Origin of the sequence: Rapidithrix thailandica, assembly GCF_039710355.1 — a bacterium.
GTDB classification, from domain to species: domain Bacteria; phylum Bacteroidota; class Bacteroidia; order Cytophagales; family Flammeovirgaceae; genus Rapidithrix; species Rapidithrix thailandica.
The window spans coordinates 207,307-227,568 of sequence record NZ_JBDKWZ010000007.1 but is presented as its reverse complement, the minus strand read 5'-3'; the positions used below and the strand labels follow the sequence as shown (position 1 = coordinate 227,568).

22 protein-coding genes are annotated in these 20,262 nt (G+C 38.5%); 11 read left to right on the top strand and 11 right to left on the bottom strand.

Going from position 1 to position 20,262, the window contains the following annotated elements; genetic code table 11:
* Positions 1–7: 7 nt before the first annotated feature.
* Both AAG747_RS13975 and AAG747_RS13970 read left to right on the top strand, forming a co-directional pair.
* Complete coding sequence (locus AAG747_RS13975; protein WP_346821799.1) at positions 8–649, top strand: hypothetical protein; 642 nt, start codon at positions 8–10, stop codon at positions 647–649.
* A gap of 58 nt (positions 650–707) precedes the next feature.
* Complete coding sequence (locus AAG747_RS13970; protein ID WP_346821798.1) at positions 708–1,349, top strand: hypothetical protein; 642 nt, start codon at positions 708–710, stop codon at positions 1,347–1,349.
* Positions 1,350–1,408: 59 nt separating this feature from the next.
* Here the strand turns inward: AAG747_RS13970 and AAG747_RS13965 are convergent, their stop codons facing one another.
* Positions 1,409–2,650, bottom strand: a complete 1,242-nt coding sequence (locus AAG747_RS13965) for a tyrosine-type recombinase/integrase (RefSeq protein ID WP_346821797.1) — start codon at positions 2,648–2,650, stop codon at positions 1,409–1,411.
* A 264-nt stretch (positions 2,651–2,914) separates the two neighbouring features.
* Between AAG747_RS13965 and AAG747_RS13960 the strand changes: the two genes are divergently transcribed.
* From AAG747_RS13960 to AAG747_RS13945, 4 genes are all read left to right on the top strand, one after another.
* A complete protein-coding gene (locus tag AAG747_RS13960; protein WP_346821796.1) occupies positions 2,915–3,328 on the top strand; it encodes a hypothetical protein in 414 nt (137 codons plus the stop codon).
* Between the two features lie 418 nt (positions 3,329–3,746).
* The gene (locus tag AAG747_RS13955; RefSeq protein ID WP_346821795.1) at positions 3,747–3,974 is read left to right on the top strand and encodes a hypothetical protein; all 228 of its coding nucleotides are present in this window, start codon (positions 3,747–3,749) and stop codon (positions 3,972–3,974) included.
* 478 nt (positions 3,975–4,452) lie between these two features.
* Positions 4,453–5,058, top strand: a complete 606-nt coding sequence (locus tag AAG747_RS13950) for a hypothetical protein (RefSeq protein WP_346821794.1) — start codon at positions 4,453–4,455, stop codon at positions 5,056–5,058.
* Between the two features lie 72 nt (positions 5,059–5,130).
* Positions 5,131–5,625, top strand: coding sequence for an NUDIX domain-containing protein (locus AAG747_RS13945; protein WP_346821793.1), 495 nt, complete (start codon positions 5,131–5,133; stop codon positions 5,623–5,625).
* Here the strand turns inward: AAG747_RS13945 and AAG747_RS13940 are convergent.
* From AAG747_RS13940 to AAG747_RS13930, 3 genes are all read right to left on the bottom strand, one after another.
* Positions 5,613–6,548, bottom strand: coding sequence for a polyprenyl-phosphate transporter (locus AAG747_RS13940; RefSeq protein WP_346821792.1), 936 nt, complete (start codon positions 6,546–6,548; stop codon positions 5,613–5,615). The two genes, AAG747_RS13945 and AAG747_RS13940, sit on opposite strands and share 13 nt — an antisense overlap.
* Positions 6,549–6,620: 72 nt before the next feature.
* Positions 6,621–6,806 (bottom strand): hypothetical protein, encoded by a 186-nt coding sequence (locus AAG747_RS13935; RefSeq protein ID WP_346821791.1) that lies wholly within the window; start codon positions 6,804–6,806, stop codon positions 6,621–6,623.
* Positions 6,807–6,995: 189 nt separating this feature from the next.
* Positions 6,996–7,235 carry a hypothetical protein gene (locus AAG747_RS13930; protein ID WP_346821790.1) on the bottom strand — a complete coding sequence of 80 codons (240 nt, stop codon included), beginning with the start codon at positions 7,233–7,235 and terminating at the stop codon, positions 6,996–6,998.
* An 887-nt stretch (positions 7,236–8,122) separates the two neighbouring features.
* Between AAG747_RS13930 and AAG747_RS13925 the strand changes: the two genes are divergently transcribed.
* On the top strand, positions 8,123–8,683 hold the full coding sequence (locus AAG747_RS13925; protein WP_346821789.1) for a type 1 glutamine amidotransferase domain-containing protein: 561 nt from the start codon (positions 8,123–8,125) through the stop codon (positions 8,681–8,683).
* On the opposite strand, the gene AAG747_RS13920 is transcribed toward AAG747_RS13925, so the two are convergent.
* The gene (locus AAG747_RS13920; RefSeq protein ID WP_346821788.1) at positions 8,677–9,150 is read right to left on the bottom strand and encodes a carboxypeptidase-like regulatory domain-containing protein; all 474 of its coding nucleotides are present in this window, start codon (positions 9,148–9,150) and stop codon (positions 8,677–8,679) included. The genes AAG747_RS13925 and AAG747_RS13920 overlap by 7 nt on opposite strands.
* 351 nt (positions 9,151–9,501) lie before the next feature.
* Between AAG747_RS13920 and AAG747_RS13915 the strand changes: the two genes are divergently transcribed.
* The gene (locus tag AAG747_RS13915) at positions 9,502–9,738 is read left to right on the top strand and encodes a DUF4926 domain-containing protein (RefSeq protein WP_346821787.1); all 237 of its coding nucleotides are present in this window, start codon (positions 9,502–9,504) and stop codon (positions 9,736–9,738) included.
* Between the two features lie 37 nt (positions 9,739–9,775).
* Here the strand turns inward: AAG747_RS13915 and AAG747_RS13910 are convergent, their stop codons facing one another.
* The 4 genes from AAG747_RS13910 to AAG747_RS13895 form a co-directional block, all read right to left on the bottom strand.
* A complete protein-coding gene (locus AAG747_RS13910) occupies positions 9,776–10,354 on the bottom strand; it encodes a non-canonical purine NTP diphosphatase (RefSeq protein ID WP_346821786.1) in 579 nt (192 codons plus the stop codon).
* A 98-nt stretch (positions 10,355–10,452) separates the two neighbouring features.
* Positions 10,453–11,010 (bottom strand): FKBP-type peptidyl-prolyl cis-trans isomerase, encoded by a 558-nt coding sequence (locus AAG747_RS13905; protein WP_346821785.1) that lies wholly within the window; start codon positions 11,008–11,010, stop codon positions 10,453–10,455.
* An 8-nt stretch (positions 11,011–11,018) separates the two neighbouring features.
* A complete protein-coding gene (locus AAG747_RS13900) occupies positions 11,019–11,900 on the bottom strand; it encodes an FKBP-type peptidyl-prolyl cis-trans isomerase (protein WP_346821784.1) in 882 nt (293 codons plus the stop codon).
* 309 nt (positions 11,901–12,209) lie between these two features.
* Positions 12,210–13,229 (bottom strand): DHH family phosphoesterase, encoded by a 1,020-nt coding sequence (locus AAG747_RS13895; protein WP_346821783.1) that lies wholly within the window; start codon positions 13,227–13,229, stop codon positions 12,210–12,212.
* A 328-nt stretch (positions 13,230–13,557) separates the two neighbouring features.
* Between AAG747_RS13895 and AAG747_RS13890 the strand changes: the two genes are divergently transcribed.
* Positions 13,558–14,199, top strand: a complete 642-nt coding sequence (locus AAG747_RS13890) for a uridine kinase family protein (RefSeq protein WP_346821959.1) — start codon at positions 13,558–13,560, stop codon at positions 14,197–14,199.
* Between the two features lie 118 nt (positions 14,200–14,317).
* Here AAG747_RS13890 and AAG747_RS13885 read toward each other — a convergent pair whose 3' ends face one another.
* Positions 14,318–14,896, bottom strand: coding sequence for a methyltransferase family protein (locus AAG747_RS13885; RefSeq protein ID WP_346821782.1), 579 nt, complete (start codon positions 14,894–14,896; stop codon positions 14,318–14,320).
* 429 nt (positions 14,897–15,325) lie between these two features.
* On the opposite strand from AAG747_RS13885, the gene AAG747_RS13880 reads away from it, so the two are divergent.
* Positions 15,326–16,417 carry an alanine racemase gene (locus AAG747_RS13880; protein WP_346821781.1) on the top strand — a complete coding sequence of 364 codons (1,092 nt, stop codon included), beginning with the start codon at positions 15,326–15,328 and terminating at the stop codon, positions 16,415–16,417.
* Positions 16,418–16,487: 70 nt separating this feature from the next.
* On the opposite strand, the gene AAG747_RS13875 is transcribed toward AAG747_RS13880, so the two are convergent.
* The gene (locus AAG747_RS13875) at positions 16,488–18,659 is read right to left on the bottom strand and encodes a S46 family peptidase (protein ID WP_346821780.1); all 2,172 of its coding nucleotides are present in this window, start codon (positions 18,657–18,659) and stop codon (positions 16,488–16,490) included.
* Between the two features lie 452 nt (positions 18,660–19,111).
* On the opposite strand from AAG747_RS13875, the gene AAG747_RS13870 reads away from it, so the two are divergent.
* On the top strand, positions 19,112–20,020 hold the full coding sequence (locus AAG747_RS13870; protein WP_346821779.1) for a Cbp1 family collagen-binding glycoprotein adhesin: 909 nt from the start codon (positions 19,112–19,114) through the stop codon (positions 20,018–20,020).
* Positions 20,021–20,262: the final 242 nt, after the last annotated feature.

The following is a 20,262-nucleotide window of genomic DNA, read 5'->3' as shown; positions in this document are numbered from 1 at the left end:
TGCCATTATGAAACAGAAGATTTTATTATGTCTTACCTTCTGGGTGTTATTGGGGGCTTTTGGAAAGGCCGAAAGTCAAAAACTGCCCAAAGACCTGGTTTTCTATAAAGGGTATTCCAAATACACAAAAGCGTATTTTGTATTGATCGTCAATGAAAAAGCAGGGGTGTTGACTTATTTGTTTGAAGGGAAACATGGATTTCAAACTACAGCCTGTATTAGGTCCACAAATTATGTTCCTGACGTTTCACCTGATGGATATACAAGGTTTGATTTAGGCTATCATTTTGAGGTATTTATTCTTTCAAAATACGGTGGTAGCCTGTGTGAACAAGAACTTTTATCAAGTATAAGTGGTGTAGAGAATGAAACTTATAATTTTCGTTTTGTTGGAGGGTTAAAACGCTTGAATAAAAATCAATTAAGTTTTATAGGAGGAGATGATTATTCGGGAAACTTGTGTTTGCATACTTGGCTCCCTCCAATGATGGGTGGGAATTTTCCAAGTTATTTAAAGAAAACGAATAGGATCCGGTATGGGAAGTTTTTTAAAGGCGATCGCAAAAAGTTAAAACGGGCCATTGCCGCTTTGTGTGAGGGCAAACCCTTTGAAGAGGTGGATGCAATCCTTCGTGAAGGGGAAGAGTAAATTTTTAAAATGATGCAAAAACAGGTCGGGAGGCCTGTTTTTGGTTTTATTTGATTTTATGAAACAGAAGATTTTATTATGTCTTACCTTCTGGGTGTTATTGGGGGCTTTTGGAAAGGCCGAAAGTCAAAAACTGCCCAAAGACCTGGTTTTCTATAAAGGGTATTCCAAATACACAAAAGGCTATTTTGTATTAATTATCAATGAAAAAGCAGGGGTGTTGACCTATTTAGCAGAGGGAAAAAATGGGTTTCAAACTACAGCCGGTATTAGGTCTACAAATTATGTCCCCAATTCTTTAGATGGAAAGTCTATTCTTTTTGATTTTGGGTATAATTTTGAGGTATTCATAATTGATAAGGCAGGGGGGGCAAAATGTGAATACCAAAGTTTATCAAGTTTAAGAGGGGTGGAAGATAAAACCTTCAACTTTTCTTATTATGGAGATGAAAACGATATAAAAAAGAATCAAATATTATTTTCCGGAGGAAGGGATTATTCAGGAAATCGTTGTATACATACCTGGCTCCCTCCAATGATGGGAGGAGACTTTCCTAGTACAATGAAAAAAACGAATAGGATCCGGTACGGAAAGTTTTTTAAAGGCGATCGCAAAAAGTTAAAACGGGCCATTGCCGCTTTGTGTGAGGGCAAACCCTTTGAAGAGGTGGATGCAATCCTTCGTGAAGGGGAAGAGTAAATTTTTAAAATGATGCAAAAACAGGTCGGAAGGCCTGTTTTTGGTTTTTATCAGTTTTCTTACCAAGAGATTTCCTCAATATTTTTATTGTGAAAAAGCCCCAAACTTCTTAAATAGATATCTGTCATTTCTAAAGAGTGGTGACGGAGTAGGGATTGTAAGGTTTTAATATCCACACCTGCACGGTAAGCATTAACCACACCCGTATGTTTCCAGGAGTACAAAGTCAAATTCTTACCAAACAAACCGAGGTCTTTTAATATCGTTCCATGTATATTAGAAACATTACTAGCAAAAATTCGTTTTGTCCCCGGTTTTAAACCTGTACTAAATAGATAGTGGTTTTCTGGGATTTTATCAATCTTCATTTCTTCAAAAACATTTTTCAATCCCTTATTTATGATCACTACACCAGGTTTTGCGGTCTTTGACATCTCTGCATGCACAACTATTTGGTTAAATTGTAATTTTACATGCTTGGCTTTCAATCGGGTGATTTCTGTAGGTCTTAAAAAGCCTGAATAAATTAAACGAGTGAAATAGTAAAGATTAGGAGCTTTTTCTTTTAAGTAAGTTTCCAGGGCCTCTCTTTGTTCATCGGTAAAGGCTTGGTTCGTTTTAGGAGTATGTTTGCGTTTTTCGATTTCTGCCAAAGGGTTTGCTTCCAGTATTTTCCTGCGAACAAGAACATTAAAGAGAGTTTTTAACGTCCTTAATCGGGTATTGTAAGTCGAATTGGATAGGTTTCTTTTGGTCACAATTTCATCAAAAAACTGGAAATAACTTTGAATAGGGATATTTTCAGGCTTTTGGTTATCAAGGCCGTTTTCTTCCAAGAAATTAATGAAATTGTTTTTATTAGACTTATAGGTTTTTATACTATAATACCGTGCATTTTTTGTTAAGATTTGATAAGCATATTCTAACAGTTCAACGACGTTTTGATGCTCCCATGCTGCATCTGGTTTCCTTTCTTTAGATGCATTAAAGTGAGCACCCTTCATCAATAGAGTATTGATCTGTTTTACTAGTTTATTGCCAAATGCATATCTATCTTTTTTCGTCTTATACTTTGTAGAAATGAAAACCCGTTTTCGCTTCAATTTTTGGGTAGTGGCATCTAATGCATAAAACTCTACATACCAACGCTTTTTCACATCTCCATTGGCATCTTTTAATATAGCTGGTTTATACTCTTGTAAGTCTTGTAAGTTTTGATTATCAGGCATTTCTAAAATATTATTTGTCGCAAATATTGTCGCAATAAATATAAATAAAAACACAATTATACTGATAATCAATATGTTATCATAATTTAAATAAATATAAAATTTTTATCTATAGAAGGTGAGTTTATTACCAACAATTTTTTGTGAATTAGGCTGATGAAGCATTTTTATATATGTGATTGAGAGTGAATGGGATGGATTTGGTAAAAACCTGTGTAAGATATCTGCGAGGATTCCAGTTCATAGAGTGAAATGTTCCCTGGTTGTTTCGTTTCTTTTATAGGTGGATGGAAGGAGTTTGTATTTCAAAACGATCACCAGATAATTATTTGCCTTATGAATAACAGTTACAATCTACTTACGCTATGGGAAAGGAATTTTTCAAAATGTACTTTTGATTACCAGCACCTTTTTTTAAGTCACACTTTTTACGGATTTCCGGATGAGTTTGATTTACAAGAAGTATCGTATGATGTGTTAAGTACATTGACAAACCGGAAGTTGGATAAATTACTTATCGATGCTTCCCAATTCCAGTTTTCTAATACTTCGTTTAAATATTGGTTAACGCAAAACTGGTTTTCTCAGGCGCGTGAAGCCGGGTTGAGGCATGTCGCTTGGGTGGTATCAACTGAAAATGTCATTGACATTATGGAGTTGGTTGAAGAAAGTCTGGAAGGGATAGTGAACGTTCAATATTTTGACTCGGAGGCTAAAGGACGGACTTGGCTGGCGGGTATTGAAAGTTAAAATGATAAGAATGGGTTTGTGAATTGAGAGGCTATTCGGCCTCTTTTTTATTTAGGTATATCAGAAAGCAGGAGGCAGGTTGAAATCTTTTTTTGAGGTGGTTTATAAAAAGTTGAAGAGTAGGATTAAGTTTATAAATTTTAAAATTATTACATAGGATTCAGGAACCTTTTTTATGAAAGGTCCTTTGATCGGAGGTGTTATTTTTTGAGTGAAAATAATTCCGAATAACAGGTTTTATATGGGTATCAAGACGGATAAAATCACTCTTTTCTCTTTCATTAGTCAAAGCTAACGGATAGAATGTAACCCCGGGTCATGCTTCTTAAGTTATTTCAAATCACCTGATTACATTCCGAATGAGAGTGAATACTAATCCTACAGGGATTCATATCTAAAAAAACTAAATAATAGGAATATGTTAAGAAATATTAAAAAAGAAGAAAGATTTGAAATCATTGAGAATTATCTAATGGGTCATTTGTCCAGTAAGGATAAAGGACAGGTGGAGTGGCTAATGGAAGATGATGTGGCACTCAAAGAAGAGGTGGAAGTGCATCAAATGGCCATGAACTTAATTAAAGCATATGCTTACTATGTGAATTTGAATGATACTCATAGCGCTCTTAAGAAACAACGGTATTAATTCGCAAGAAGCGCCTTTATTGTGTTTGGGTAATAAAAAAAGTTTCTTTTCATGGAATTGTTTCGTGTTTTTTGAGGAGATAGAGCACTATTTGTTGATTATTAATGTTATAGGTCTTACCACTCATTGTATTTGAATGGAAAAATTTGTGTAAGAATTAAAGTAAATTTGTAAATTTACACTTTGAAATAATTCCAAGGCAAGGAAAGTGCTTTGGGTGGGATAAGAAAAACGTGATAATACTGTAAACACTAAAAATATTAAGCAGGATATTTTAAGGATTATTTGGTTTAATTGTTAAAGCGTAGACCTCGTTTCGTTTCGGAACGGGGTCTTTTTATTGAGAGTATTCAGTCTGAGAAAGAGTAGAGATAGTTCAAAAAATTATAGGTATAATCTAATCATCTAAATCCTTGCCAAACTCCTCTCCTTCCTCAAAACTTCCTTTTAATTTGTGTATCTTTGGTCAATAGAAAACATGGATATGACATTTTTTGAGCAAATCTTTAAGCGTTTGTTTTCCGGAAAAAATAAAGGAAAAAGTGCTGCTTTGCCTTATCATTCGGAACTTATTAATCGAAATATTTCTGAACGGGGAGCTTATTTTAAATGGCTTCAAGGGCAGGAACACCAACCTTTGTTATCTCATATATACCAGGCATATCAAGCGGAGAAAAAACAAGCAAGCTCTTTAGATCCTCATGTGAATATTTATAACACACCTTACTCTAACGGTTTGGCTATTTACTATCAGGAGCCTTGGGAGCATATGGCATTTCAACATTTATTCGACTTGTTGCGCGATAAAGTCACTTCCTTGGGGTACCGGTTAAGTGTTTCTGACCGGAAACTTTACGATCAGGAAAATGCCGTGAAAACGGTGGAGAAACATTATTTGAAACCTACTCCCGCAGCCTTTGAGCCCGGTCAGGTACTGAACCAAATGTATGGAAATATTTTGTTGGAGTATATTTTAATTAACCAAAAGCCAAACTATATCAAGTTAATGGCTAATGTTTATGCCGGAAGAAATTACTCGCAAGCAAAAGACTTTGACGAGCTAATCGAAAAACTATTTAATTAAGTATATTTTCAAGTGTCATCATCCTGTTTTGTGAGTGTTGTTACACTTTTTTAGTGGAATATTAAAAGATTCATGACTCAACAAGAAAAATCCATTATCACTACCTTCGGGCATAGATTGAGAAGCCGGGTTTGTGGAATTTGTACCCAAGGTTCACAGGTGTTAATGGTGAAACATGCGTACCCGGGCAAAGAAGGGTATTTCTGGGCACCTCCCGGGGGAGGAGTGCAGTTTGGCGAGTCATCAGCACGGGCGTTGGAAAGGGAGTTCTTGGAAGAAGCCGGTTATAATATCGCAGTAAAGGATTTTTTATTTGTCAATGAGTTTATGGAAAAGCCTTTACATGCCGTGGAATTATTTTTTTCTGTAGAAATTACCGGGGGGGAACTCAAGCAGGGCATTGATCCTGAAATGAAAGCAAATGAGCAAATTATTCAAAAAGTTGCCTTTCTTTCCTTTCAAGAAATCAAAGCCTTACCTGAGGTAGCTGTACATAATATTTTTCACCATTGTCAAAGCCTTGAAGAACTGTTGACTATGCGAGGGTATTTTTACTATGCTCCTTGAGGTTCCGTATTATGTCCGGAAAATTTCTCTATCAAATAAACCAAGGCAAAGCCCCCGATGGCCAATAGTACAGCCCATTGCAAATAAGCCGGATGGCCAGTGATGGTTTCGTAGTTTAAGGGGCTTATGTTAATTTGTACCAATGGTTTTTCCACACCGTGCCTGTCTATAAATGTTTCGACAGTTTGCTTCCAAGGCCAGACCTTGTTTAAAGAGCCTACCATAAATCCTGTGAGTAGGGCTACAGTTAAATCATGGTATTTTTTGAGGAGGAAATTCAAGATATGGGAAAAGGATAATAACCCAAATGCGCAACCTGTGGCAAACACGGCAATGACCCATATATTAAATTGCTTTACTGCTTGCATGATGAATTCGTATTTGCCCAAAAGCAATAAGATAAAGCTACCTGAAATCCCCGGTAATATCATGGCGCAAATCGCGATTGCTCCGGAGAGAAAGATGAACCATATCTCTTCAGGCGTTTGACCGGGGGTCGCCACCGTTATGTAGTAAGCGATCGAGGCGCCTATGAAGAAGGAAATAACGGCCGGGAGGCTCCATTTATTGATTTTCTTAGCGATCAATAAAGCCGAAGCGATGATCAATCCGAAGAAAAAAGACCACAAGAGCTCCGAATAATTGTTGAGCAAATAAAGGATGATCCTGGACAATAAGGCCACAGATGTAAGTATGCCGGCAAAAAGTGTGACCAAAAAAGTACCGTCAATATGTTGCCAAAATTCTTTCCAACGGAATTTCAATAAAAGCTGTAAGGTAGTGAAGTCTACCGATTTGATCGCGCGAATCAGCCTTTCGTAAATACCCGTAATAAATGCAATGGTACCGCCGGAAACGCCTGGTACTACATCTGCGGCACCCATAGCTGCGCCTTTTAAAAATAAGGTGATTTTTGATTTCATCGAAAATGGAGTATAGTGCACTTTACCTGTTTCGGGAAAAAGTAGAGAACATTCTGAAAAAAGTGAGGAAGGTTATTTGTTTTCACACTGGTCCGGAGTCCTGCCACACATGCCACAAGTTGCCCCTTCTTTATTTAAAAAAGGACTTTGTGAGGCACAAGTACCTTTGAATTCCCCCTTTTTTAAGAATATTAACCGCACGCTCATCAGGATGAAAAACAAGGCGATAAAGCTGATTCCTATTATTGCTGTAAACATAATTTCTCTCTTCTGTTTGATGGGTTTCCTTTTACTTGCAAAACTAATGGTGCCGGAGGAAAGTTCAGTAGGATTTTTCTAAAAAATAAACTGTTATTGTTAACAATTCCAGGTGATTGGCATTTGAAAAGAAAAGGGGGCATCTATTACAATGCCCCGGATGAAAGAAGAGAGGGTGAAGCTATTTGCCTAGTGAAGACCATTGATATCCACATCCTGAAATATTTTATAGAGTGTGTCAAGGTTTTCAATTCTTGAGATCCGAAGAATGCAGTTATCAGAGGTTTTGTATTTCACCTCTATCAAATCCCCATCCATCAAGTAATAACTGGAACATATACCGTGAGAAGTTTCACTGGTAAGGTAATCGGCAAATGAGAATAGCAAATTTGCCTTTTCCGAGAGAGGTAAATTGTCGAAATGATCCATGAGTAATGGGAATAGTCTTGTTTAGTAAATATTTTGCCGTAGTATTTTAAGTGTCTGTCATTTGCCCTTTCCTTACAAGGGCTGATGCATTGTGACTTACATTAAAGGGGATTTGTATTGATTGTAGGAGTGCCTTTTTGCTAGTGTAACTAATAAAAGGTAAATGATACCGGGTAAAATGAGTAATCAATTTAAGTTGTATACTAATACTACCTTTGTTTCAAGATAGGAATAATTATCTATTTTAGAAAGTTGATTTATACTTATTAATAGGTATTTAAAGTTCTTAATGATACTTTGGGTAAAATTGCTTTTATGTAATATCCGGTTATTTGTCGACTTTTTTGAGCTATGAAACCAGGTGCTATTTCTAAATGAATTCTCCAAAATAGCGCTTTGATTATGGAATTTTAGGTGAATGGGGCTGGCACTGCCTTTAACCAAAGCTATAGAAATTTCAGTGGAAAAACGTATAAAAGCGAATCAAAAAGCAAAAGGGAATACGATATCACGGAGTAATACTAAGGGAATGAGACTATTTTATCTTGTAAAAGTCCTAAAAAATGCTTAAAAAAAGAGAAATGCTAAAAAATATTTAAAAAAATAAAAAAAAGTAAATCAATTATGTAAGATTTTGGTTATTAGTAGTGACAAGGGATAATAATACCCCTGTCAATTAAAAGGATTATTTGGTTTAGTAATGAAAAAGCTCTGCATTTTGTGGAGCTTTTTTACATCCTCCTCCTCAGGTCCTATCCGGGAAGTACCTTTCCAAAGATTTTAATCCGTCTGATTCTCAGTAGAGTTCCGGCAAATCCCCGAAAATATTTGTGGGAACTGTTGTATTTTTCAAAGTTAAATCTGAACATTAAAGAAAAATTGAACTTATGAGCAGACTGGAAGGAACCCGTATTCTTACATTTGTACACAATGAATTTGATGATCTCAGTTTATGGTATCCGGTGTTGAGGCTGCGAGAAGAAGGAGCTTTTGTTTACCTGGCAGGGGAGGAAGCAGGCAAGGCGTATTATGGTAAACATGGAGTGCCGGCACTGACCGACTTTGCGTTTGAAGAAGTGGATCCCCATGAGTACAATGGTGTGTTGATCCCAGGTGGGTGGGCCGTGGATAAGCTTCGCAGGTTTGGCCATGTGATTAAATTTGTTCACGATATGGATGCGTTAAACAAAACTATCGGCCACTTTTCTCATGGAGGTTCGGTTCTGATATCGGCCAAGATTTTAAATGGTCGTACCGTTACCAGCGCCTTGTCTATTAAAGAAGATATGGAAAATGCCGGAGCCAACTGGCAAGATGATGCCGTAGTAGTAGAAGGCAATTTGGTAAGTAGCCAGCGGCAGCCTGATTTACCGAAATATATGAAAACATATATCGATTGTTTGATCAGAAATAAACAAAGAGGCGAAAACCAATTGACCCCTCAATAGGCCGCCTTGTAGTCTATTGTAATTTGGATTGTGGTATATTCTCCTTCTTTTACTTCTATAGGGTGAATATGCCCTTTTCCATCAAAGAAGTTGGCATACAGTCCTTGCTCCTCCTTTACGAATACAGAGTATTGCCCGGCTGGCAAACCGACCCGGAACCTTCCTTCCGTATCGCTCTTAACCGTTTTGATAAGCTCGGTAGATACCTGAGTAAAAAATGCTCCCTTTCTTTGAGTCTGTTTTAACTGAGTGAGTGCATATATCAGAATTTCCCGTTCTACCCCCTGAGTCTTCTGTTTTTTGCTTGGTTCACCCGGTCTGGGTGCCGGACCCGGCATAAAATTTCCCTCTTTCCAAATGACTTGTCCCTCAATTCCCTGAAGGTACTGTGCTTTGTGGGTACTTGGTTTTTTACACCCGGTCGAAAACAAGATAATTAAGTAAAAAAGGAAGGGGATGAATTTCATAGTAAATAGATTTTGTACAAAGAGCCTAAAAAGGAAAAAATAATTTTGATTGATACTGAAAATGTTAATAACAAAGTGTACTTGATGGTGGTAAATTTACTAGCAATTAGGTACCTTTATATAAGCTGTAAATTTATGATGAAAATCACTTTTATCTTAATAAAATAATCATTTAATTTTGCATAATAAGCTCCTAATTTTATAGTTGACGGACGCAATAAAGCGATTCTTAGAAAAAAACTACTACTTAAATCTTTCAATCACAAGGCTCACAACTTTGTGTATGAAACTACTACTTTTTAGCTGTCAACGAGTCATCATCTTTTTTTTACTTAATCAAGTTTATGGGCAATGAAACAACAACCTATTTTATCGAATCAAAGGGTAGTATTGTTAAAGGATATTCCTGCCAGAGATCTACACAAAGGACAGGTAGGTACCATTGTAAAAAAACTGTATTCGGATGTGTACAAAGTGAAGTTTGACTATACGAGGAGTGCTTCTATCGAGATGGCTGTAGAGCAACACGATCTGCTAAAACTGCACTATGTGAGTTCTAGTAGTACAAAAGAAAAAGAGAAGGCTTAAGCTCCCTCTCTTTTCTCAAAAATATTATTTGCTGCGATTAAACATTTTTCAAAAATGAAATCAGCTGTTGCACGGCTTTTCCGCGATGGCTGATTTTATTTTTTTCTTCCAGGCTCATTTCCGCAAAGGTGTGGGTATGCCCTTCCGGTACAAAAACGGGATCATAGCCAAAGCCTTCTTCTCCTCGAAGTTCCTCAGTAATATGTCCGTTGACGATGCCTTCAAACTGATGGCTTTTACCTTGTAAGTACAAGGTGATGACGGTGCGAAAACGGGCTTTCCGGTGGGGTTTCCCGGCTAAATTTTTCAGAAGCAGCCGGATATTGGCATTATTGTCTTTTTGTTCACCTGCATAGCGCGCTGACAGTACACCGGGGGCGTTGTTCAAGGCTTCTACTTCCAGACCGGTGTCATCGCCAAAACAGTCAATTTGAAATTTTTCCCAAATATGAACCGCCTTTGCATTTGAGTTTTCTTCCAAAGTATCGTAAGGCTCCGGTATGTCTTCGGTACACCCTATCTCTTGCATCCCTACTACGTTAAAATGCCCTTCCAGGGCTTGGCGAATTTCTCGTAGTTTGTTGGGGTTATTGGTAGCAAAGCAGATTTTTTTCATCTGTGAATGAATTATTTGAAAACGATAGATAAAATAAAGGGTTAAGTAGCAGGAAGGCTTCCTCGATACTTAACCCTTTTAAAATCTTTTGAACAGGTCTATAAACTCTTAATACTGAGTAATTCTATTTCAAACACTAAAACGGCATTGGAAGGAATGACCCTCACACCTTGTTGGGTGGTTTGGCCTTGTTGGCCATATCCCAAGCCAGAAGGTATGTAGAAACGGGCTTTCTCTCCTTGTTTCATCAATCGTATGGCTTCAATCCACCCGGGAATTACCGAGCCACTAAATTGTGGCTCATCGTCATCGTTGTATTTGCTAACGATCAGACCACTACCTGCTTGAAACTCAAAAGGCTCCTCTCGGTAGTAAGAGTTATCAAATTGGTGGCCGTTCAGCACCTTACCCGCATAATGCACCTTCACAAGGTCTGTTGCCTCCGGGGCGGCCCCTCCAGGTCCTTGAAGGACTTCCATATAAACTCCTAACTCACTTTTGCTCGCTTGAATATTATTTTCATTGAGGTACTCGCGAATGATAAAATCATCTCGTTGGCTTTGTTCTTCAAAATTAAATTCGTCATCTTCATCGCATGCACTAAAGCACAAAACCGAGAAAAGGAGGGCCAGGATTGACAAAAACTTTACATTCATATTCTTTACTAATAAGTCTCTAACAGCTCTATTTCAAATACCAAAGTAGAATAGGGTAGTATCTCTCCATTGCCTTTAAAACCGTAGGCTACATGAGAGGGAACCAAAATTAAGGCTCTTTCTCCTTTTTTCATACTACTTAGCGCAATTTTCCATCCGGTGATTACTTCTTGCATTCTGAAATCGGCATTTTGGCCTTTATCAAATTCCTCTCCGTCCAGGAAGGTCCCTTTATAATTGGCTTTCAAGCGGAAGATATCCTCTCCAATAGCTTCGCCTGTACCTTCTTCTAAGACGACTTTATACACACCAGAGTCCAGTACCTCATACTCCATGTACTCATTTACCTGCAAGTAGTTCTCAATTTTTGCTGTTTCATAGTACTTCTGCCCTTCTTTGTCACGAACATCTTGCAGAGCGATTTGAGCCCTAAGGATCGTGTTCTTTTCTACACTCACATCATTGTATTTTCCTGAATTTTCACCAAAGGCCAAGCCTGAAGGGATAATCAAATTTACCGAACCTCCTTCATTTAAGAGCAATGAACCTTCGGTGATACCATAAGTAAGCGTGCCGTAATCGGCCAGGAAGACGCGGTGTAAACTATCGTCCAGTAAGGTGCCATCTAATTTATAGAGCTCGCCCTTGATCTCCATGATACTTCCGGAAGCGGGTTTGGTACCATAGCCTTTGTTCAAATTGTAGTAATAGAGGCCGGAATTAGTCCGGGTGGCACTGATATCATTGTCTGTAATATATTGATCAATGATCTTCCGGTCTTTTTTCATTTGCTCATCATACGGATTCTCATTATCAAACAAAGAGCAGGAGCTTAAACTTAAAGAGAGGAACAAGATCCCCAATACAATTTGTAGATTACTTAATTTCATATCTTACTTTCTTATTTTTTTAAGGAAATTAGGTTTTAGAACATGTTGGCAATTGAGAATACGTTGAATGCTTGTCCTTACAAGAGTAGCCTTCTCAGTATCAACAGTTCAACCGGTTTTTTAGACGGTAATAATAGTACTAATTCGAATATAAATGGTAAAACTGAGGATATTGAAATTAAGGTTGCTATTTTAAGATTTGAATTCAACCGTATTCTGGTTTTACATTCAAGTACAACATGTTATCAGAATTTCTTTTCTAATTAATAAAGAACCTCAAAACCTATTTTCCGTTGGAATGCCCATGAATTATTCGGAACTTTTATGCAATTCCTCTTTGTATTGCTCCAGGATTTTGACAAATGTATCTACCGTTTCTTGCAGGGATTTGTAATAAATACCTCCGGCAGCATTGACATGCCCCCCTCCGTTAAAATGCTCTGCGGCTAATTTGGCTACTGAAAAATCTCCCACGGAGCGAAATGAAATTTTGGTAAACCCTTCTTTTTCGGAAAACAAGGCCGCTAAGCGGATGCCTTTCACTGAGAGTGCATAGTTTACCAGACCTTCGGTGTCACCGGTTTCGGTTTTGTATTCTTTTAATTCTTTTTTGGAAAGGGCAAAATACCCGGTTTTAAACTCAGGGAGAAAAGTGAGGTTTTGGTGCAGGGCGTATCCTAAGAAACGGAGGCGGTTTTCAGTACTGGTATCATAAACAAGGCGATGAATGCGGGAGGCGTTGATGCCCAAATCCATTAAGTCGGCTATGATACGATGAATTTTACTGGAAGTGCTGGGGAATTTGAAAGAACCGGTGTCCGTCATAATGCCAGCATAGATACATTCGGCAATTTTTTTGTCTAAATGTTGGCTTCCTCCGTCCAACTGAATAAAGTCATAGACTAATTCGGCCGTTGCAGCGGCTTTGGGGTCGTGCAAATAATAATCGGCAAAATCAATATTGCCTTGGTGATGATCTATTACAGCCTTTTTGAGCTTGGCTTTGGCCACTAATTCACCCAATTGCTCTATGCGACTGAGCTCATTAAAGTCCAGGCAAAAGGCCAAGTCCGCTTCTTCAATTAGTTTTTTGGCTTTGTTTTGCTTGCCATTTTCATAGATCAGTACCTCCTTTTGTCCAGGCATCCAAAATAAAAACTTTGGATAGTCGGTGGGCGAAATGACCGTGGTGGTATGTCCGGCTTTTCTTAAGTAAGCAGATAAAGCCAAACAAGAACCCAAAGCGTCCGCATCAGGTTTTCGGTGAGGTAAAATAATGATTTTCTTTGGGTTAGAAAGAAATTCTTTCAGGGCTGTATAATTCGTCATGCCGTTGGATTAATGCTAAACCGCAAAGGTGAAAAGATTTATAAATAAATACAAACCGGGAAATTCAATCTCTCCGGTTTTTTTATTTCTTCCACTTTTGCCTGACAAGCTCTAATTTTGAAGCTGACAAGCAAACCAATCAATAATTCTGTATTCTTACTTTTTTATATAGAAAAACTATTGATTAGTTGATCCGGAAATACATGCTAGTGCATAAATCTTTACTTTTGTAGTTGAATAATGGTTTATGGTCATAAACAAATTAATACATATACCATACACTACCTAATTTTTTCCGTAGGGAAAATGCAGTAAAAGATGGAGATGAATAACTAGAAAAAGATCAATAAACATGACACCATTCATAGTAGGCATTACCGGAGGCAGCGGCTCCGGAAAAACATTCTTTCTTCAAGAGTTGATTAAGAAGGTAGGAAAAGAAAATATTTGTGAGATTTCCCAAGACAACTATTATAAACCGCTAAGAGAGCAACCGGTGGATGAAAACGGCATTGTCAATTTTGACCTACCCGAGTCGATTGATGAGGTAAGTCTTGCTCATGATATTTTGAAATTAAAACAGGGAAAAGGGTTTGAGCGCTTGGAGTATACGTTTAATAATGAACAGAAACAGCCTGACCTTTTGAGATTTGAACCCCGGCCTATTGTGATTTTGGAAGGTTTGTTTGTCTTTCACTATCCGGAAGTTGCCCGTCAGATTGATTTGAAATTGTTTGTACAGGCTCAGGATCATATCAAAATCAAAAGAAGAATTATCCGGGATAACCTTGAGCGGGGGTATGACCTACACGATGTGCTGTACCGGTATGAAAAACATGTGATGCCTTCCTACCAGAAATACATCGAAATCCATAGAAATGAAGCGGATTTGGTGATCTGTAATAACAATGATTTTAAAACGGGCCTGGAAGTGGTCGCTTCTTTTTTGATACAAAAAGTGAATCAGTAATAAGCAATGATTTTTACCTCAAGTGGTCGATACTCCCAACGATCTGTAAAAAAGAGGTTGGGAGCTTTGTTTTTGTAACCGGGTGAGGCATTACTCGAAAAAAACGGGCCATCGCTGATCAACCTTTGAAAGGAAATTTGCGGGGAAAAAATGCCGGTACGTTTTTTTGATATTCTTTGTATTCGTTTCCAAACTCTTCTATCAGTTTTTTCTCTTCCAGTTTTGTACCTATGAGTAAATAGAGGTTGATCCAAATCATAGAAACCAAGCTTGCCAAAGTAGGAGAGTACAACACATACCCCCAGCTTAATAAAAAAGTAGCTGTATACAAGGGGTGCCTCACATATTGAAAAACACCTTCTGTGATCAAATGTTTGTCGACAAGCTCTGATTTGAACCCCATAAACTCTTTGAAGGAATAATACCGGAAAGTCCGTTGGATGAGAATAATTCCATAGGTGGCAAGCATTAACCCAAAGAAACGGTTGAGCGTATGACTTGACCAAAGCTGTATGGTTGGTACCGACACAAGGTAAAGTGCGATGGGAGCTAAAGTGATGATTGCGATCAGGGAATAAGCCAGGCGGTAGTAAGGGGAGGGGAGAGGTACCCAAGATTTTACTTTATGGCTAGCCAGCAGGCTATGGAGTCCAAAGTAAATGACGCAAAGAAAAGATAAAATAATATAGTCGATCATACTGAAGTGAATTAAACTTTTTCTTTTTGCTAAAAAATGTTTCAAACGCGCTTCCTCTGTGTTACTTTTTTCAACAATAGCTCTGGCTATTCTCTTCAAAAAGTGCCTTGATGAGCCGGTTTTGATTCTATGTTCGGTCAAAAACTATAAGTGTAAACTACTTCAATTTGTATTTTATTCCGTATGCAAAGAAAGGTAATTTGTTCACTCTCTTTTTTCATTTGTCTTAAAAGGTAGGGCTGTGCATACTGAGAAGTATGTTGAAGAGCGGTTTAACTCAAAATTTTCTTCGCCTTTAAGATCCTGGAAACGAGAGATTCGGTCATTGACTTTTATCTTTGGAAGGGATACGTACATAACACACTATAATTCAGCCAGATTTTTTAAATTTACTAAAGGAGCTTTTCCCTAAAGACAAAATAAACAAATATGAAGCTTATCGAGCCCACACTTCTATTGGATAAAAATAAATGTTTGCAGAATATTAAGCGCATGCTGAAGAAAGCAAACCAACATGATGTCCGGTTAAGACCACATTTTAAGACCGCCCAGTCTTGGGAAGTGGGAAGGTGGTACAGAGAACAGGGGGTCTCAGGTATTACGGTGTCTTCATTGAAAATGGCTGAATATTTTGCCAAAGACGGGTGGACGGATATTACAGTGGCCTTTCCGGTGAATATTTTAGAAATCGGCCGGATCAACCAATTAGCCCAACAGATCAGGCTCAATCTATTGGTGATGAATGTGGATAGTGTATTGTACCTGGCCGATCATTTAAAGAAAGGGGTTGACATTTATATTGATATTGATACCGGCTATCACCGTACGGGCTTACCTGCGGATGATTACGAACATATTGACCGGATATTAGCCTGTATCCGGGCTTCTGATAAGTTGCACTTCCGGGGTTTTTTAACACACGATGGCCATACGTATCAAGTCAAAGGAAAAGAAGCCGTCAACAAGATTTACCAACAGTCTGTCAGCTTATTGCATGGGCTCAAGCAAAAGTACCGACCTCAATGGCCTGAGCTGGAAGTTTCGTTGGGGGATACGCCTTCGTGTAGCTTGGTGGAAGACTTGTCGGGAGTAGATGAAATTCGCCCCGGTAACTTTGTGTTTTACGATTTGATGCAGGCTACAATCGGTTCGTGTACAGCGGAACAAATAGCCGTGGTAATGGCTTGCCCGGTAGTGACTAAAAATGAAGCTACTAACACCGTTGTAATTCATGGTGGGGCCGTGCACTTCTCCAAAGATTTTTTAATAGATGAAGAGGGAAAGCCTTATTATGGGCAAATGGTACTGTTGACAGATGAAGGCTGGACCGAACCGGTAGAAGGCTATTTGGTAGCCCTCTCACAAGAACATGGAACGGTGCAATTGCCGGAAGATGTGGCCGAGAGTGTACAGGTAGGAAGTGTGTTGGGGGTTTTACCCGTACATTCCTGTTTGACTGCAGATGTGATGGGGCATTATTTTACCCTGGAAGATGAAAAAATTGAGATGATGCCCAAATAAACAAATTTCTAGGATAAAAAAGCCCTGTGGTGCTCAAACCGCAGGGCTTTTCTAATAGTCAGTTTTATCATTAATTGCGTACCAGATCCAACTCTTCTACTAAATGAGAAGCTCCGGCAAACTTGTCAATCACAAATAGCACATACCGGATGTCTACCGTGATGTTGCGGCATTGTTCCGGGTTGAACATAATATCACTCATCGTACTTTCCCAACTCCTGTCGAAATTGATACCGATCAAATTGCCGGACCCGTCCAGTACCGGGCTTCCGGAGTTTCCTCCGGTGGTATGGTTGGAGGCAATAAAACAAACCGGCATTTTACCTTCTTGACCGTATTGACCGAAGTCTTTCTTTTCATACAGGTCTACTAGTTTGTCATGAACATAAAACTCATGTGTTTTTGACACATCGGTTCTGCGTTTTTCCATCACTCCCTCCAGGGTAGAAAAGTAGTTGTATTCCATTCCATCGCGAGGATTTGAACCTTCTACATTCCCATAGCTGATACGTAAAGTGCTGTTGGCATCCGGCCAGAAGGTTTTCTCCGTAAAGATTTCCCGTTGGGCTTTCACATAATCTCTCATCATGCGGTCGATCTTATCCGAAATAGCCTTGTAGCTCGGTTGGGTTTTTTCCATATATGAAACAAAAAAGCTTTCTACAAACTGATAAGCCGGGTCTTTCGCTAATTTTTTAGCGGTTTTCTTAGAGACATTGCTTAACAAGTCGTTTACCGATGCTTCCCGGACAAAGATGGACTTGTTGTACACATACTCCGCATATTTCCCCCAGTCCCCATTGTATTTGTTTTGTACCATTTGGAATACCTCCGGGTGCAATGAAGGATCTACTTTTTGTTGATACATCGCGACTACTGTTGCAAATAGTTTTTGATCTGTTGCTAGGTCGTAGTTTTTGAAATGCCTTTGAGTCGCACTTTTCAACTTTTCCACCTCATTGTCCAGTTGTTTATCTTGCTCCAGTTGTTCAATATTTGTTTGCAACTTGCGGAAGTTAGAAACAAAACGAATGAGTTCTGGCGCATAGAAATACAGTTCTCTGAAGTAGTCTGTCGCAAAGGCATATTTTTCCAATTCTTTGTATTGACTTTGGAAGGTTGGCAACAAGGTGCCGTATTTTTTCTGTAAGGCGGGATTTTTTGCCAACTGTCGGGTGAATTCTTTTTCAAATGCTTTTTTCTTTTCCAAGGCATTCAGTTTTCTCAAACCATTGTTTTCCCCGATCCACTTTTTGTAATAGTTACTGATACGCGCATATTTAGCAGCGTATTTAATCCGGACTTCATCGCTGGCTTTCATGGCAGCATCCATAATGGCTAAGCTATTTTCTCGCAATTGGATTTTGGCCGGGTTGGTGACTTGGGTTACATATTCTACGGCATCAGAAGTCAAGTACTGTTTGGTGGTACCCGGAAATCCATATACCAAAGTAAAATCTCCTTGTTGAACACCTTTCAACGATATTTTGAAGTGTTTTTTAGGATGGAAGGGTACATTGTCTGCAGCGTATTCGGCCGGTTGGTTGTTTTTATCGGCATAAATACGGAAAACTGAAAAATCCCCGGTGTGTCTGGGCCACATCCAATTATCCGTATCACCGCCAAATTTTCCGATGGAAGAAGGAGGGGCACCGACTAAACGGATGTCTTTGTATACTTCCGTAAGAAACATATAGTATTCGTTCCCATAGAAAAACGGCTTGATCATCGCTTTATACTTCGATGAACCTTCCGCTTCTTTTCTCACTGTTTCAATGTTTTGATTGATTTTTTTCTGACGTTCCGCTTCGGTCATAGATTCATTCACACCCTGCAGGACCTTTTTGGTGACGTCGGCAATGTTCACAATAAAGGTGACGGTAAGTCCGGGGTTAGGCAATTCTTCGGCCTGGTTCATCGCCCAGAACCCTTCGGTCAGGTAGTCGTTGTCCACACTGCTATGTGCCTGAATCTGCCCGTATCCACAGTGATGATTGGTAAACAACAAGCCCCGATCGGAGACGACTTCCCCGGTACAGCCATTGCCAAAGCGGATCACGGCATCTTTTAAACTGGATTTGTTAATGGAGTACAAGTCTTCGGCGGTTAACTTGAATCCTCTGCTTTGCATGTCTTCCTCGTTCAGCGATTTTAATAATAAAGGAAGCCACATGCCTTCTTTTGCTACGGCACTTAGTTGAATAAGAAGTGCGATGGCCAGTAAGCTTATTTTTCTAAACATTGAATAAATAGATTTTATGGTTGTTTAAAAAACTCTGGGAGGGCTGTTGCCCCCGGTTAGTCAATAATAAAAGAGGCAGTAAGCCAATGGGTTATGTTGTAAGCCCACTCATTTTATCGATTACGACTGATTTTTTGAGGTATAAAATTAGTGCTCATTTCTCTATTCCCCATAATTAAATGAGGGAATGATGAAGGGAACAAGCGAAGTTATATCTTGTCGGAAAGGCAATGATTTGTAGGGTTCTGAAAGAAAAATCCACAGATTATTCCGGGGTGCAGCTACTCAAGTTGGGTATTATTTCAACATGAAGCTAAAATGTATGGGATGTTAAGTTTATTGTAATGTATTGATAATGAATTAAATATTTGTTTTTGTGGGAAAAAAAATGACTGGCACACAATTTTTTATATAAAAAGCAGATATTGAGTATTTATCAAAATTATGAACCGATGAAAAAGTATTTATTGATCGGATTAGTGAGCCTCTCTTTATTCTCTTGTAATAAAGAAGAATTGTCAAAACTGAAGGCCGAAAACCATCAACTAAGAATGCTTTCCGAAGAGAGTGATTCTACCATTAATACCTTTATGGGGCACTTCTCTGAAATAGAACAGAACCTGGCTGAAATCCGCGAGAGAGAAGCAAATATCTCCATCACCAGTGAGAGTAAGGGATTGAGTCAGTCTGAAATGAAAAACCGTATTATGGATGACATTTCTGCAATCAATGACCTGATGGTGGAAAACAAACAAAAAATTCAGGAATTGAGTGAAAAATTAGAGAATACCTCTAATAATAACTCTCAACTGAACCGGATGCTGGCCAGCTTGAAAAAGCAAATGAAAGTACAGTTGGAAGTGAAAGATAAAGAAATTGCTTCTTTGAAAAACAACTTGGAAGAGCTTAACTTCTCATATAAGGAGTTGAATACAAATTATACGGAGTTAACCAAAAATTACGAAGAGCAAAAAGAGCAACTGGCTACTTGGGAACAAACCATTGACGAACAAACGGAAACCATTGCTCAACAAACAGCGTCTTTGAACACGGGCTATTATGTAGTTGGAGATAAGGGTGTCTTGGCAAATAAAAATGTAATTGTGAAAAAAGGAGGCTTCTTAGGAATGGGAAAAACTTCTACTTTGAACACAAAGCTGGATGAAACGGCTTTTAATAAAATAAATATTACTGAAGTGACTACCATCCCGGTGAATAGCAAAAAAGTCGAATTTGTGACTACTCACCCTAAAGAATCCTATGAACTGGAAGTAAAAGATAAACTGGTGCAGGAAATCAAAATTTTGAATCCCGATTTGTTCTGGAATTCTTCAAAGTACTTAGTTGTGAAAGTTGACTAAGTTAAGCGGCTATTTTTTTTACCTACCAAATGTATAAGGCTACCCTATCAGGGTGGCCTTAATGGTTTTTACGGGTTTGTTGGTATTGTAAATGGAAAGCCTTATATTCAGGTAATTTTTCAAATCCCCGTTTACGGGGATATTTTTTTAGGAGTTATCAGGCAATTTTGCTCTTGTAAACACGGCCAACAAGTTGGTAATGTGAACATAGATTAAACTATTGATAACTAATAACATAACTT